Source organism: Paenibacillus sp. FSL R5-0887, assembly GCF_038002305.1.
Classification (GTDB): domain Bacteria; phylum Bacillota; class Bacilli; order Paenibacillales; family Paenibacillaceae; genus Paenibacillus_AQ; species Paenibacillus_AQ odorifer.
Map to the genome: position 1 here is coordinate 2175157 of NZ_JBBOCE010000002.1, position 13441 is coordinate 2188597.

The window sequence follows — 13441 nt, forward strand, 5'->3', positions numbered from 1 at the left end:
AGCCTACTAAAATTCAAATAGGCCTAACTACTATTGTTTTTTCTTATTATCCTTTTACAGCGCCAACAGTAACGCCCTTAACAAAGTACTTTTGTACAAAGGGATACAGCAAGATAATCGGACCAATCGCAATACAGGTAATTGCCATCTTAATCGTTTGCGAGGGCAGAATAACATGGCCTGCCATGGTGCCACTTGGATTGGCTGCAAGGTATTGAATATTGGCCATCATTTTGTACAAGATGTATTGCATCGTATATAGCTCGGGATTATTATTGAGCATTAATGGTAAATAGAAGTCATTCCAATATTGCAGTGCATAAAATAATGAGATCGTAACAAGCCCCGGTTTGGCTAACGGCAGCATCATTTGCATAAAAATCCGCCCATGACCAGCGCCGTCAATTTGTGCACTTTCCAGCAATTCATGTGGGATGGACTTGAAGAAATTACGTAGCAGATACATATTGAATACATTTATTGAATAAGGCAAAATCAATGCTGCCAACGAATCCTTCAGGCCGAAAAATTGTGTGGTCACTAAATACCACGGCAACATACCGCTGTTAAACAGCAGAGTAAAGTAAGCGAAGAACGCCAGTTTATTACGGTGCTTAAAATCTTTTACGGAAATGACGTAGGCAAAGCATGCTGTTATCGACACCGATAGTAGTGTGCCAAATATTGTCGTAAACAATGTTATCTTGTAGGCTTTTAAGATCATAAAATCAAGATTGGAAAATACATAACGGTAAGTATCCAATGAGAAATGACGTGGAATAATCGAAAAACCTTGCATAGTGATCGCCATTTCATCAGACAGTGAACCGGAAATCGCTAAAACAATCGGGAACAAGCAGAATAGTGCAAATATTGCTGAGCAGACATAAAAGGCTATATTAGTTAACTTATCAGCATTTGATCGTTTCAAATAGACACCCCCTTAAAATAATGTGGAATCTTTGTCGTACCAGCTTGTAATCTTGTTAGCGATAATAACAAGGAAGAAGCCAAAAACAGATTGATATAACGAAATCGCCGACGCAAACGCCATCTCACCATTTCTTACGCCGCTGCGATAAACAAATACATCGATCAGATCCGTGAAGGGTAACAAAATCGGGTTCATATTCGTCAAGCCGATAATCATATTTAGGTTACCGCGCAGCATATTGCCGACCGATAATAGAAACAAAATAATGATGGTCGGTTTAAGCATAGGAATTGTAATTTTAAAAATTTGCTGAAGTTTACTGGCGCCATCTACCTCGGCGGCTTCATACATGGAGGAATCAAAGCCAGTCAACACACCAAAATAAATAATGGAGTTATAACCTGTACTTTGCCAAATCACCACAATGACCAGAATCGGAATCCAAATCCACGGCGTAGCATAAAAATCATAAGTTGAACCGGTGATGCTTTTAATAATCTGATTTAGAAAGCCTGTTTCATTATTCAAAATTGCATTTAGAATGGAGCCAATAACCATCCAAGACATAAAAAACGGAAAAAACATAATGCTTTGATTAACTTTGACGAATCGGCGACTAGAAATTTCATTGAGCATAATAGCAATCGCTACCGCGAAGATGGTGCCAAATACAAAAAATAAAATATTGAACATTATCGTATTAAATGTCGCCCGCATTGCAGTATCAAAATTGTTAAAGAAAAATTGAAAGTTTTTAAAGATGGGATCTGCCCATGGGCTGTTAAAAATACCTCCGTCAAAGCGATATTCCTTAAACACTAAAATCGACCCTGCCATTGGCAAGTAGGAAAAGGCCAACAGCGCTAATATGCCGGGCAGTGCCATCATATAAAGAAGCCCGTCTTTTTTGAGTGCGCTCATAAACCTATTGCTTGTTTTTTGTCTCAAATAAATTCCCCCTCACTTAGTTGCCATGCATAACAAGCTGCCTGTACTCCTCTAATAAAACGCTTTCAAAAGCTAAATGAAATACGTACTCCAAATAGTAATCTTTTGGGTCTTAAAGTAAATCGCAATTAGAGGAGAAGCTTTTAAAAACGAGCATTTTACCCTCGTTTAGGCTATTAATTTCTCGCATTTTTATTAAAAATCCGTATTATGTGTTTAAATCCAGCGGTAATTAATGTTATTGACAAAATATTTGACAATGATTAGTATTGAAAAATATTAAAAATGAAGTTAGCGGCATAACAATTAAATAATTCGCAAGCTATGATTGCTATGGATCACACTATAGCAGGAGCAGCTTCTGGAGAGACTGTGGGGGATTCCCCCGGCGCCGAAGGGTTCACAATCTCAGGCAAAAGGACAGAAGAGTACTAGATAATTCATTTGTTATTCTGATCATCGTCAGAATAAAGGATGTATTTTATTTATTATTCTTAGACCTAAGAGATTGGAGCGTATCCAATCTCTTTTTTGTTATCATTTTTACTTGTACATTTTTTCACATAAGGGGGAGTTTGAAATGGCAGCACAAGAATTAAAGAGAGATTTAGAGAATCGGCATGTTCAGCTCATTGCGATTGGTGGAACCATCGGTACCGGATTATTTTTAGGATCAGGTAAAGCTATACAGCTGGCAGGACCATCCATCATTTTTGCTTATTTAATCGTGGGTATCGCTATTTTTTTTGTGATGAGGGCATTAGGAGAACTTCTGTTGTCTAAAGCAGGTTATCAATCTTTTACAGACATTGCCGAAGACTATCTTGGACCGCGGGCGGCGTTTGTAACTGGATGGACCTATTGGTTTTGTTGGATCATGACGGCTATGGCCGATATTATAGCTGTTGGGGTCTATGTACAATATTGGTTTGATATCCCGCAATGGATACCCGCAGTCATTTGTTTAATTATTTTATTAGGACTCAATTTATTAACGGTAAAAAGCTTTGGCGAATTGGAATTTTGGTTTGCTTTAATTAAGGTAATCACTATTCTCGCATTGATTGCTATCGGGGTAGTCTTACTGGTGATTGGATTCAAAACAACTACCGGAACCGTTGCGCTCAGTAATATTTGGGCACATGGGGGAGTATTTCCAAACGGCATTTCAGGGTTCCTACTTTCATTTCAAATGGTTGTGTTTGCTTTTGTGGGTGTGGAATTGGTTGGCGTATCGGCAGCAGAGACCTCCAATCCAGAAAAAACTATCCCATCGGCGATTAATAAAATACCTTTACGAATTCTATTTTTCTACGTGGGTGCTATTATTGCCTTATTATGCATCAACGCGTGGACAGAACTAAACCCGGCAGAAAGTCCTTTTGTTAAAACATTTAGTTTAGTGGGGATTCCGATTGCCGCGGGGGTTATTAACTTCGTTGTATTAACTTCAGCTGCGTCCGCTTGTAATAGCGGGATGTTCTCAACAAGCCGGATTCTATACAATCTAAGCAGAAATGACCAGGCTCCAGCCAACTTTGCAAAGCTTAATAAAAATCATGTACCAAGTAATGCTTTATTCATATCCACGCTTGTCTTATCTGTAGGCGCTTTGTTGAGTAAGCTGATTCCGGAGACGGCTTTTGGCATCGTGACAACAATTAGTGCCATTTGTTTCATCTGGGTTTGGGGCGTCGTTCTAATTTGCCATTTGCGATATAAAAAGACGAAGCCGGAATTGCAGGCCAAATCAAAATTCAAAGCACCGTTTACACCCTTTGTGAATTATGTTGTTCTAGCTTTGTTTGCAATCATACTCATAATTATGCTATTTGCTGATGAAACTCGTCCGGCCTTATTGTTGACGCCTTTATGGTTTATATTATTATTCGTTTTGTATTCGATAAATAGAAGAAAGAGGGAAAGAATAACGCCTGATCCAAGAGCACGTCTCGAAGGTATTCGGACTAACACGGAGATCCGGCATGATTAGTCGATGAGGGTGCTTGCTGATATTACAGTTGGATAGGCAGACATAGAAATCCACCACCGCATACGGTGGTGGATTTTCTCATTAATGTGGTCGATGCTCTTTTTCGAACTTATGTATGCTATCGGGATATTCTTCCATGTTTTTTAATCAGTCTAAAATTATCCTCTATTTAAAATCAACTTTGATTTGTGCTATCTCACTATTCGTGCCAATTCGTAATGGCGGTCCCCAAGTCCCTGCACCAGATGTAACGATGACGTGAGGGCTGTTAGAATTCTTCTGATAGTGGCCATAATCTACTGTAAACATAGCATTGGTGATCAGATTTGCAGGGAATACTTGTCCTTGATGCGTATGTCCGCTAAGTATCAAATCAACGTCATCTGCGTATTCAATCCTATTGGTTGGTTGATGATCCATTACGATAACGGGCATATTTGTATCAATGTCACTCATCACTTCTGAAGTAATTGCTCGAGGGTTCCCTTGATTACCAATCGGTGATGAATCCCTTCTGCCAACAACAACGAATTGATTATCAATAACGACATGCTCATCATTTAGAAGTTTGATATTACTCTTATCTATAAAGTTCACGATCTCATCGTATGAGCGTCCTGCATCATGGTTACCTAAACAAGCATAAACTCCATAGGTTGACTGAATAGTACTTAATAACTCTATTCCTTTGGAAGGGTTAGAGAGCGCATAGTAGTTACCATTAAATATATCTCCTGTCATCAACACTATATCCGGCTGTAGTCCATTAATACGATCAACAACGTCTTCAATAAACTTTACATCATTTACGTAGCCTAAATGTAAGTCGCTGATCAGGACGATATTTAACTGATCTAATGAAGTGTTTTTATGTATTTGGAGCGGATAGGTGACTTCTTTTAAATGATTTGCATTATAAATCCCATAGGACACCAATCCTATGACTAGAATTAATACTATGGACCTTGTATGAAAAATAACACGTGCTGGTATAGGAGAAGGGAGGACCTTGATCCATTTACTAATTAGTAAGATTACATCTGAAAGGATCAAAAGCAAGAACAAATAGAAGTAGATACCCATCCAATAGTCCCCGAATTGACCAATAAAATTAACAATATTTGAATCGGTCGTCATAGCTGAAGAAGACAATAGTAAATTAATAATGATTGATAACGCACATAAGCTGTAGATGACTCCATATATGATCCCGTTTATATGTGAAAATATATGTTGTAACCATTTAAAAATCTTTCTCGCAATGTAATAGTTAGTTGCCGCGTACATAGCGAATATAAATAAAAATGCAAATACCATAGGGAACACCATCCTAATGCTTTAGATATCAGAACTAAAGTGAATACAATGATTATAGCAATAATTACTAGTTTCAGAAATTAAATGGGGTATTGAGTTTACTGGTTTTTTCAGTTATTGTTTATTACTATTTCAGCTGATATAATTCTTATTTCGACAATCAATTTAAAAGTGGTGAATTCATGAGAGAGTTCTACAGTCGGGTGAATCGAAAAACCTATTACATATTAATGTTAATGATCATCGTTCTTATGATGTCTGGATTAATACTATCTACTCTAGAGTTAGATGGAATTGATTTTGGTTATATCATTCATTTTTTATGTGTGACGTTTCTAACGGTTTGTTTATGGATTTACCCTAAGCATGAGACACATACTTTTAGAAAGATTATCATTCTATTTGGATTTGCGTATTTTTATACGCTATTCTTTTTATATCCTCAAACTTGGACTACCTATATCCTCATTTGTCTTATTCCTGCACTCTCTATTCTATTTTTTGATTTAAAATTGTTCTATTTTTCCTTCATTATAAATGGAATACTGATGGTAATTACATTTGGCTATATCCTCTTGATTGATAGAGGGGATCTATATACATATTTACATTATGATATTCTAGGGAATTTCATTAATATAATAGCGGTTCAAGTGTTATTATTTTTCATTTTTCAAATATCATTTAAACGGATGAAAAAACAGCAGCTTTATTATGAACAATTACAGCAATCTGAGCGCTTAAAGATGGTTGGACAATTGACAGCTGCCGTTGCGCATGAAATTAGAAATCCAGTGACAGTGGTTAGAGGTTTTTTACAGTTTTTTGATGAGGATCCTTCATTTGATGATCCTATGAAAAGAAAATTTAAATTAATGATTGATGAATTGAACACAGTAGAACAGATTATCTCGCAATTTCTAACCCTTTCAAAGCCAAATGGAGAACAAAAACTAGAAAAAGTAGATGTGAAGGATGTTATTGAGAGTGTCACAGGATTGCTCCATTCCTACGCAATGTTATCTGATAATCAAATTGTTACCTATGTAGAAGAAGACTGCAAGATCTCTATTAATAAAATTGAATTTAAGCAGCTGCTTATTAATATAATAAAAAATGCTTTAGAGGCTTCGGATGTTGGTAAATCTGTCTCTATTATGGCGAATAGGAACAATAATTTTATTGAGATAACAATCATCGATGAAGGAAGCGGGATGTCGGAAGCTGAGGTTAAGTCGCTAGGGACTCCTTTTTATTCATTAAAAAGTAATGGAACAGGTCTAGGATTAATGATTTGCTTTAATATCGTAGAAAAGTACGGCGGCGAAATTTATTATAGTAGTTCTGTAGGTAAGGGGACAACAGCTACTATCCGCTTTTTAGCTATAAATGACCAGTAAAACGGAACATTCTTTCCGTTGAAAGAAGGGGATTACCTCAAGCCTTCGGCCGGAGAGGTAATCCCCTTTTCCTAGATAAATATGTTTATGTTTGCTGCGCTAACGATTATTTTAGAGGGATTTTGATCTCCAATTGCTTGTTGTAATTTTTAACTACATTGCCTTTGGCATCTACTTTATAAGCCCCGGTGTTGCCTTTTTCAAATACGGCTTGATACGGTCTGATAATCAGATATTCTGCCGCTGAGCTAGGTGCTTCGAACAATAAATCTTCAGAAACCGTATTTTGAGTTGCTGCAACAGAATCCCTTGCAATAAATTCTAATTCATTTCCCAGATTATCATAAATGTCATATCCTAAAGCCTGTGCTTGGGTGGCAACCCCTTTAACCGCTAAAGCGATACGCACAGAAGTCTCTCCCGCAGCAACACGGGTGGTTTTGATTTCAAATTGGTTGTCTTTCTTTATAGCAGGCAGCTGAATGTTATGCACTAATCCTGCTTGCTTGAGAGAAAATTTAAGTACATACGGTTCATCGATTCCGTTAAGCTTCACATGGATACTCAATTCAGAGGAAGCCAGGTTTGCCTTTTGTTGCTCAGTTAACCATCCGGTCTGCAATACAACAACCGCCTTGTTGGCATCACCGTCACTGATCCAGCGTGGTGTTTTTAAATCAATGCCTCCTGGTTGAGTGAGCTTAGCGTCTATTCCCACAATAGTACCTTCTGCAAGATAGGGCTCACCTTTATCATTTAAAGTTACTCCTGCGAGCATTCCTGAAAATAGCGATCCCTCACGGCTCAGGTCGATCTTAATATAGTTACCATCAAACTGCGCATTGCCCTTTAAAGTAAGCTGATCGTGTGAATCGGCCACTTTTGTTGTATTCAGGGAAGCTTCAACAGCGGGTTGGGCACTGGATGCTTGGGTTAAAGCTGGCATTCCCAACGCTCCTAGGCATACAGCAGCACTTAAAATTACAGACATCTTCTTAGTCATTTTTTTCATGATATTATCAAGCTCCTTAATTTTTATTTAACTAGCACGTTTATCTCTAGACCGTCAATATAATGCTTCACTGGGTTTCCAGAACTGTCTGTTTTAAATGCTCCATTCTTACTTTGTGGGTTCTCAAACTCATAAAGATAGCCACGGATTGTGAGCATATTAGGGTGTTTCTCAAATGGCTCAGTAAGCAAATCGACATTAAGTGACCTATTGGAAGTCGAGAGGACTTTCTGTGAAATATCTTTCAGCACCTGTCCTTGTTGATCCTTTACTTCAAAGCCCACTAAACTCAATGCTGTATGATCTTCGTCTGTATCCTGTTCCAGCATGAGCGACAGGCGTGTCGTTAATGGACTATATTCCAGCTTTTTCAGGATCAAACTCCATCCTCCAACTTGTGCGCGTATGTCAGGTGTGGAAATTTTATTAATCGTAGCCTTCCGCGCAGGAATTTGGAGAACAAACGGTTCATCCATACCGTTTAAGCCAAGAGTTACGGTCAATACAAATCGATCAGGAAAAGGTTTGTTGGAGATTCCGGAATTCGAGGAATCCACTAGTCTAAAAATAGCTGTGTTGCTTTCCGCACCTTCTATCCAGCTTAGAAACGGCATAGCTTTCCAGAGACCATCAGAAAATTGCTCCAGGGAAGCGCCGTCGATCAATACTTCTGCAGAGGTTATTGCACCTTTCGCTAAAAAAGGCTTCCCATCCGCTCCAATCGTTACTCCGGCTAGCTTACCTTCCAGTTTTTCTCCCTCACGCTTCACCGAGAATGCCAACCGGCTGCCATCAAATACAGCCTCTTCGGCAGACAAGGTGATCCCTTCATGGGTATCACTGCTGTTTAGACGGGAAGTCAGTCCCAGACGCTGGGCCGCTTGTAACCCTATATCATCTGCCCGTTCAAAAATACCGCCTATCAAGGGAAGCTGCTTGAGCGCATTGGCCAACGTAGGCGGATAGATAGCCGTTAGCATAACACTTAACAATATCGCCGCAGTCACAGCAGCTGTGATTTTTGGATATATCCGCTTTTTCTTTTCCTTTTCCACAGGATCCTGGACAATGGTGGCCAGCGATGCATAAATCGAATCCTGCCGTGATCGTAGTAAAGGAGGAAGCTCCTGTATATTAGCTTTCCCTAGCTCCCTGATCTGCTTTTCTAAATTGTTATTATTCATTAGCAAGACCCTCCTCCCGCACAGGATGTATCTGTTTGGACAACAATCTCCGTGCGCGATGAAGTCGTGCCCTGACCGCTCCCTCGGAGATGTCGAGCACATCTGCAATCTGCTTAATGGATAAATCGTCATAATAAAAAAGCACGATAGCAAGCCGCAGGGATTCGTCCAACTGATTAATGAAGCTTTGCAGGTCTACGTTGCCTGAATCTTCAAAATGCACATAGGAAACGACCGGTTCCTCGGGAATTTCCGCCACAGCTATAGTTCGTTCTCGCATACGAAGTAACTGATTGCATTCATTAATCAGGATGCGTATAACCCAGGTTTTAAAAAACTTAGGCTGTTTAAGGTTGGCCAACCCTTTATACACCTTCAGTGTTGTTTCCTGAAGAGCATCCGCGCAATCTTCATCTTTTAGCAGAATGGTTTTGGCTAATCTGTACAACTGGGATTCCAGTTGCCTGAAAAGACGGGTAAACGCCTCGTGGTCGCCTTTCTGCGCTTTTTTGATATCCAGTTCGTTTTCCAGCAAATGATTTTTCCTCCTTGAGGGCCCTCTGTATAATTAGATGGAGAAGACATCCAAAAAGTTATATTTAGGATAAAATTCATTCTCCTACACAAATCACTTACCTCGGTAGTAGTATAAAATCCATGCAATTCATTGTTTTTGGCAAAGATGGAGAGGTTAATAGAAAGGGGGGGACTTCAAGTGGATAAACTGAAATAAATTCAGGAATTACCACCTTATCAGAAGAGAAGTAGTGGGGTAATCCTGAATTAAAAAGTGTATACATATACCTTGGTACGCAGTGTGTCCGTGCATGTTATGGTACGGACAGGCTGCATGCCTGGAAGGGCAAAACAAATGCTAATGACCACTGCGCCCGGCAGTAGCTCACGCTTGAACTTGTCCCCCAGCCGTTTCATCGCTCCGGGAAATAAGTAACAAAGAACTATATCCGCATGCTCGTAAGAGCTGCTATAGATATCCCCACGTACATAACGAAGCCTTCCGTGGAGCAGATTCTGGCCTTCGTCTGCTCGCAGCATACGTGTGCCGAACCTAGCAAGCAGCTGGGATGTCCACAAGGGAATACTGGAATTTTCAATGCCTGTCAGCCTTTTGCCTGGACATTGGCGAATAACATCCATGCCAAGTGTTCCCCAACCCGATCCCGCCTCCACAATGCTGCTATATCCCGGAATCCGATTCACCTCAACGGCAACAGCCGAGCGTACAGATTTTGACGTAGGCATCGGCGATATCCCGTTCCTCCAGCTCACCAGCACAATCGACACCATGGATAACAAGGCTGCGAAGGCGATGAGCCAAGCGATGACTTGAATCACGATCAATACTATCATTCCTTCTTCATCTGCTAGAAGCAGGATTCAATTCTCTTACTTTCTCCCAGCATTTCGTTTATTAACTTCATATGGATAAAGATCCTGAATTTCCTTGCTTTCAATATCTTGACCTACATAAAAAATCAGAGTGGGATCATTTGCTGGATGGGCATAAGAAAGATAAGTGCGATGTATAAAATCAAAGTCCATCTTACCCAGCTGGAAATCGATTTGATATTTATCTTCTAAATAGACTTCAAATTGCTTTTTTAAAGCCAGAGACTTCCACGGAAGTCCAAAGAATAAAAAGTAGGTTCCTATAAGAAATATCAAAAAAATTAAGAGGAAAAGCGACCTTTTACTGAGAATGGTATGTTTTATAATTCATAACCCTCCCTAGCGTTTATTCTACATGAACTTTGCTGGACATATCAAAATCAACCTCTTCAAGAAATTCGATAACTTCTCCATTGGGACTATGAATGATCGCGTTTTTTATTAGAAGAGGCGGTTCGCCCAGAGACAGAGAGTCCGGTGCTATAAAAGCCTTGGCCCCATGTGCAAGGGCTTTTTGATACATCTCCTCTACATTATCTACATAGAAGGCAAGGTGTAATAACGCTCCGTGTGCTATATCTTCATCAGACAAGGCTTTTTTTCCTTGAGCGGCGATGACTGCATCATTATCAAAAATCTCAATACAGGTTCTGCGGTCAGGCGAAATCAGCATGGAGGCTTCTTTGATCTGAAAAGATGGCAGACTCCAATGATGACCTAGCTTGAATCCTAAAACGTCAATATAGAAAGAAATAGTTGCTTTATAGTCTTTAGCTTGAATCGCTACATGTGCAAGGCCTTTTACACTCATTTATAATCGCTCCCAACTTTAATATATACTTATTATAGTTGTATTAAAATATGAGATATATATATAAGATAAGTGTTTTGTAGTAATATGGTTATTAAATTTAAGGTATTTTAGTGGAATAAGTTTATTTTATAAAATGAGTTTAGGAGGCGCTTGCTATGGAACAACTTGTGGATGAGATTGATAAAAAGATTATGCAATTACTTCAGTACAATGCCCGAATGTCCATTTCACAAATCAGTAAAGAGGTTTCGATGTCACAACCCTCTGTTAAAGAACGAATGATCAAGCTGGAGGAAAGGAATATCATTTCTGGGTATCATACAGCTTTTAATTTACGAGATCTGGATCGGGGCACAACTACGTTTATTCTATTAAAAACAGAACATTGCCAAGAGATTACGGATTTTTGCAAAAATGCTAAGGAAGTTACCGATTTATATCGGATTAGTGGAGAATATAATTACCTCATAAAGGTGCAAACCGCGTCGATTGAGGAGTTAGCTGAATTCCAAGACAACCTTATAAAGTTTGGACCTTCAAAATCTCATATCAGTCTGAAAAATATATTGGAAAACAGGGTGTTGCTCTAAAGCCCATTTTCCAAACACAATATCTGGTAACCGCTTTCATTCCATTGTAGAATGGATGAAAACAACGTTAGCATTAACTCGGATACAAGGGAGCATGGGTATGGAGAGGTTTTTATTCAGTAAAAAGTATATTCCGTTCACCTATAAGATGATGATACCGTACCTCATTCTAGTATTGCTGACAGATGTATTGGTGGGTTATATAGCTTATACGATGCTCGTAGAGTCCAGAACGGAAATGGCGGAAACGAATGTCCGGACAGCTTTGAAGCAGACGAGGAACAATATCGAATATCAGACAGATGAAATCAAACGAATGACTAACTCGCTGTTTCTCAATACGAATTTTCAGAATGCTCTGCAGTTTAGGGGAGATGCATTGGAAAACATGCTCAAAATGAGGGATGATATCGTTCCTTATATGAAAGCTCCTCTGCAATTGTATGGGAACAATCTGAGACTTGTGCTCTATACCGCAAATGAGACGATGCTTGAAATCCCCGGTGATGATATGTCTGTACCTATCGGTAGAAGCGATTATTATATTCTTTCTGATCAGGTTATTGAAGATAAGGAATGGTTCAAGTCGATTGTTGCCAATAACAAAGACAGCTTGTGGCTTCAGGCGGACAGCGACAGTAAACTAAGCAATATTTCGTATTTCCGCAAGCTGGTTTCTTCTAAGGGAGGCCCATCGATTATTGGTTATATTCGCGTCACGGCGAGAATTGACGAGCTTTTTGGCAATTTCGATACCTTTCCGATTGAACAGGGTATAGACCTTCGTCTAGTGGATCGGGTTAGTGGATTAACGCTTTATGAACAAGGTATTGTCGATGAACATGCGAAGCAAGATGCTTATCTGATCATTAGTGAAGATATTCCGTTGTCTGACTATGCTATCGAGGTACGGGTGCCGCATGCCTACTTGAATAAAGATGCTAGCCGAATGCAGAAGGTGATCACCACGGTTTGTTTGATCAGCTTTTTAGTCATGGCGGTGATCGGCTTCCTCGTTGCCCGCATATCAGGCAAAAAAATTAAACGGATCGTATATTTGGTCCGGTCGTTTCAGGAAGGGAATTTTTATAAAAGAATTGGGTTTGCCGGGAATGATGAATTTGTCTACATTGCTAATAGTTTTAATCAGATGGCGACTAGTATCCAGGACCTGATCCAGAACGTCTATGAGCAAGGGATTCAGAAAAAGCAAGCAGAACTGGATGTGCTTCAAGCTCAGATCAGTCCGCATTTTTTATACAATACATTGTCGACCATTGGCAGCTTAGCCAATTTGGGCGAAGTTGAGAAGGTTACACAGATGGTACAAGGTCTTTCTAAATTCTATCGCCTCACCTTGAATGAAGGACATGTCTATATCTCTCTTGAAAAAGAGCTGGAGCAGGTAAGGATGTACCTTGAAATTCAGAGGGTAAAGTATGCCGATGCGTTTGAGGTTTATTATGATATTGATCCTGATATTTTACAGGTTCCCATCATCAAGCTGATTTTGCAGCCATTTGTAGAAAATATATTCAAGCATGCTTGGTTTGGGGAGACGATTGCGATCCGGATTACCGGAAAACGGCTGGGTGAACGCATTGAGCTCAAGGTCATCGATAACGGAATTGGTATGCGGGCGGATACACTGCGAAATATGCGTTCGAGCTCATTCCATTCGAGCAGCTATGGACTGAGAAACGTGGAGGAACGAATCAAGCTGAGATACGGCCATGATTTCGGCATTCATATCGGCAGTTACTTTGGGGCAGGAACGACCGTTCAAATTATCTTACCGGTGGATAATGCGGAAATCCGGGAAGTTATGGGGGAGTAAAT

Annotated in this window: 12 protein-coding genes and 1 riboswitch; of the genes, 4 read left to right on the forward strand and 8 right to left on the reverse strand. The window is 39.6% G+C overall.

What is annotated here, in order from left to right; all coding sequences use genetic code 11:
- Nucleotides 1-46: 46 nt before the first annotated feature.
- Together MKY14_RS27475 and MKY14_RS27480 are read right to left on the reverse strand one after the other, a co-directional pair.
- On the reverse strand, nucleotides 47-931 hold the full coding sequence (locus tag MKY14_RS27475) for a carbohydrate ABC transporter permease (RefSeq protein ID WP_076278228.1): 885 nt from the start codon (nucleotides 929-931) through the stop codon (nucleotides 47-49).
- A gap of 12 nt (nucleotides 932-943) precedes the next feature.
- On the reverse strand, nucleotides 944-1882 hold the full coding sequence (locus MKY14_RS27480) for an ABC transporter permease subunit (protein WP_139331004.1): 939 nt from the start codon (nucleotides 1880-1882) through the stop codon (nucleotides 944-946).
- A 351-nt stretch (nucleotides 1883-2233) separates the two neighbouring features.
- Nucleotides 2234-2316, forward strand: a riboswitch (glycine riboswitch).
- Nucleotides 2317-2462: 146 nt separating this feature from the next.
- Between MKY14_RS27480 and MKY14_RS27485 the strand changes: the two genes are divergently transcribed.
- Entirely contained in the window at nucleotides 2463-3875 is a 1413-nt protein-coding gene (locus MKY14_RS27485; RefSeq protein ID WP_076191542.1) for an amino acid permease, read from the forward strand.
- A gap of 165 nt (nucleotides 3876-4040) precedes the next feature.
- Here the strand turns inward: MKY14_RS27485 and MKY14_RS27490 are convergent, their stop codons facing one another.
- Nucleotides 4041-5192, reverse strand: coding sequence for a metallophosphoesterase (locus MKY14_RS27490; RefSeq protein WP_340977777.1), 1152 nt, complete (start codon nucleotides 5190-5192; stop codon nucleotides 4041-4043).
- A gap of 182 nt (nucleotides 5193-5374) precedes the next feature.
- Between MKY14_RS27490 and MKY14_RS27495 the strand changes: the two genes are divergently transcribed.
- Nucleotides 5375-6592 (forward strand): HAMP domain-containing sensor histidine kinase, encoded by a 1218-nt coding sequence (locus MKY14_RS27495; RefSeq protein WP_339245511.1) that lies wholly within the window; start codon nucleotides 5375-5377, stop codon nucleotides 6590-6592.
- Between the two features lie 106 nt (nucleotides 6593-6698).
- Here the strand turns inward: MKY14_RS27495 and MKY14_RS27500 are convergent, their stop codons facing one another.
- The 5 genes from MKY14_RS27500 to MKY14_RS27520 all read right to left on the reverse strand — a co-directional run bounded on the left by MKY14_RS27500 (nucleotide 6699) and on the right by MKY14_RS27520 (nucleotide 11009).
- The gene (locus tag MKY14_RS27500) at nucleotides 6699-7604 is read right to left on the reverse strand and encodes a DUF5643 domain-containing protein (RefSeq protein WP_076278231.1); all 906 of its coding nucleotides are present in this window, start codon (nucleotides 7602-7604) and stop codon (nucleotides 6699-6701) included.
- 23 nt (nucleotides 7605-7627) lie between these two features.
- Nucleotides 7628-8788 (reverse strand): DUF4179 domain-containing protein, encoded by a 1161-nt coding sequence (locus MKY14_RS27505; protein WP_076124235.1) that lies wholly within the window; start codon nucleotides 8786-8788, stop codon nucleotides 7628-7630.
- Nucleotides 8781-9323 (reverse strand): sigma-70 family RNA polymerase sigma factor, encoded by a 543-nt coding sequence (locus MKY14_RS27510; protein WP_232061486.1) that lies wholly within the window; start codon nucleotides 9321-9323, stop codon nucleotides 8781-8783. Before MKY14_RS27510 ends, MKY14_RS27505 begins: the two co-directional genes overlap by 8 nt.
- Before the next feature lie 248 nt (nucleotides 9324-9571).
- Nucleotides 9572-10159: a class I SAM-dependent methyltransferase gene (locus MKY14_RS27515; RefSeq protein ID WP_076191549.1), complete on the reverse strand. Its 588-nt coding sequence runs from the start codon at nucleotides 10157-10159 to the stop codon at nucleotides 9572-9574.
- A gap of 385 nt (nucleotides 10160-10544) precedes the next feature.
- Entirely contained in the window at nucleotides 10545-11009 is a 465-nt protein-coding gene (locus tag MKY14_RS27520; protein WP_036682343.1) for a VOC family protein, read from the reverse strand.
- Nucleotides 11010-11167: 158 nt separating this feature from the next.
- Between MKY14_RS27520 and MKY14_RS27525 the strand changes: the two genes are divergently transcribed.
- Nucleotides 11168-11602, forward strand: coding sequence for an Lrp/AsnC family transcriptional regulator (locus MKY14_RS27525; RefSeq protein ID WP_076218859.1), 435 nt, complete (start codon nucleotides 11168-11170; stop codon nucleotides 11600-11602).
- A gap of 100 nt (nucleotides 11603-11702) precedes the next feature.
- Nucleotides 11703-13439 (forward strand): sensor histidine kinase, encoded by a 1737-nt coding sequence (locus MKY14_RS27530; protein ID WP_340977778.1) that lies wholly within the window; start codon nucleotides 11703-11705, stop codon nucleotides 13437-13439.
- Nucleotides 13440-13441 lie beyond the last annotated feature (2 nt).

Coding starts and splice junctions, on each gene's coding strand:
- MKY14_RS27515 (WP_076191549.1), bottom strand. CDS start 10,159: ATGATAGTATTGATCGTGATTCAAGTCATCGCTTGGCTCATCGCCTTC.
- MKY14_RS27525 (WP_076218859.1), top strand. CDS start 11,168: ATGGAACAACTTGTGGATGAGATTGATAAAAAGATTATGCAATTACTT.
- MKY14_RS27495 (WP_339245511.1), top strand. CDS start 5,375: ATGAGAGAGTTCTACAGTCGGGTGAATCGAAAAACCTATTACATATTA.
- MKY14_RS27490 (WP_340977777.1), bottom strand. CDS start 5,192: ATGGTATTTGCATTTTTATTTATATTCGCTATGTACGCGGCAACTAAC.
- MKY14_RS27520 (WP_036682343.1), bottom strand. CDS start 11,009: ATGAGTGTAAAAGGCCTTGCACATGTAGCGATTCAAGCTAAAGACTAT.
- MKY14_RS27505 (WP_076124235.1), bottom strand. CDS start 8,788: ATGAATAATAACAATTTAGAAAAGCAGATCAGGGAGCTAGGGAAAGCT.
- MKY14_RS27485 (WP_076191542.1), top strand. CDS start 2,463: ATGGCAGCACAAGAATTAAAGAGAGATTTAGAGAATCGGCATGTTCAG.
- MKY14_RS27500 (WP_076278231.1), bottom strand. CDS start 7,604: ATGAAAAAAATGACTAAGAAGATGTCTGTAATTTTAAGTGCTGCTGTA.
- MKY14_RS27530 (WP_340977778.1), top strand. CDS start 11,703: ATGGAGAGGTTTTTATTCAGTAAAAAGTATATTCCGTTCACCTATAAG.